This is a genomic window from Bacillus marasmi (genome assembly GCF_902168435.1).
In the GTDB taxonomy this organism is placed as follows: Bacteria; Bacillota; Bacilli; order Bacillales; family Cytobacillaceae; genus Bacillus_BU; species Bacillus_BU marasmi.
Genome location: NZ_LR656206.1, coordinates 1 through 1,427, shown reverse-complemented (window position 1 = coordinate 1,427; position 1,427 = coordinate 1). Strand labels below are relative to the sequence as shown.

The following is a 1,427-nucleotide window of genomic DNA, read 5'->3' as shown; positions in this document are numbered from 1 at the left end:
TTTTTTTACATTCACTCAGAGTTGTTAAATGAAAAAACGGGAACATGGTTCTATAAAAGACCTTGTTCCCATTTTTTTACTTATTTAAAATGTCTTATTTCTTACGTTTTTCTTTACAAATGGCGACTGTTCCAAAAACAATAGGTTTTTTCTCTAGAGGTATAGGTACTTTTTGCCGGCCTCTAGAAGTTCTGGATTTCTTTCGAAATAACGCTTTTAAAAAGCTACTCCATGACTTATAAAGATAAATCTGCAGAATCTGAAAGAATTCCCAAAGGGTTTTAGTCGATTGTGTTTGTAGCTTTACAATTAAGGCAAGTCCATAAGCAATTAGGGATAAAAACATCTGGTTCCAAATGCCTTGCGGCTTTGTACTCCAAACCTTGGTTAACTTTAAATGTTGTTTTACCCACTTAAAAAATAACTCAATCATCCATCGATTTTTATAAATCTCCATAATTTCTTGGTCTGTAAGATCCCATCTCGATGTAAGAATTCTATATGTACGATTTTGTTCGTCCACAAATTCAATATAACGAACCGGCTTCTTTGAAACACCAAAATTAACTTTTGCATCTCTTAGGACAGAAGGATGGGTTGGTGTATATTCCTCTATGGAATAGAGTCGGAGACTCTTGGAGATGCGTGTTACAAAAGAGATTTCTCTTTCTAACCAATCTTCTAAATTTTTAATTGTAGGATATCCACGATCCATTACATACGTGGCATCATCAGTTTCAACAAGCAGATTAGCAGTTTCTGAATCACCAACAATTCCTGATGAAGGAATAATTTTATCTGGAAAAACAGTGTCTTTAGACACAACAACTAACCTCGTGTGCATTTTCACCGAATTAAATTCTTTAGAGATATTTGCCCAATTACAAAGGGTTTTTGGTAATCGAATTTGAGTGGAATCAACTATTTTTAAGTAGCCGATATTTTTTGATATACCTGTTTGCTTTTTGGTGAGCTCCTGAATTTTTTGAATCACCTTAAGGAATAGTTTTTGAACCCATTCTGTAGGTAAATCATTAATCCTTCGGCTAAGTTGAGAGCCACTGATCTCGCTGATCCCAAGCTCTTTTCTTAGGTTGGGATGTGCACGCAGCTTTTCTTCAAATTGTCCATAGGAACTCCATTTGTCTAGCTGTGCAGCTACAAATATTTTCAGTAAAGACTTGGTAGAAAGCTTATCGTAATCATAATCCATGAGTAGACATTCAAAATCTTCTAATGGAAGTGATGATAAGCACTGACAAATTAATGTTTGACGACCTATACTAATACTCACGTTGTGTGCTCCTTTTGTAGAAGATGAGGGAACAAGTATGGTCTATCTCTTCTACAATAGGAGCCTTTTTATTTTTTAGAAATTAATTAAGTCACTTTTACATATTTTTCAAGTCGTGCAACGCTAGTGGGAC

At 34.8% G+C, this 1,427-nt stretch carries 1 protein-coding gene; it reads right to left on the bottom strand.

The features are described from left to right. Positions 1–94: 94 nt before the first annotated feature. Positions 95–1,294, bottom strand: a complete 1,200-nt coding sequence (locus FXW34_RS22740) for an IS4 family transposase (protein ID WP_147536297.1) — start codon at positions 1,292–1,294, stop codon at positions 95–97. Positions 1,295–1,427: the final 133 nt, after the last annotated feature.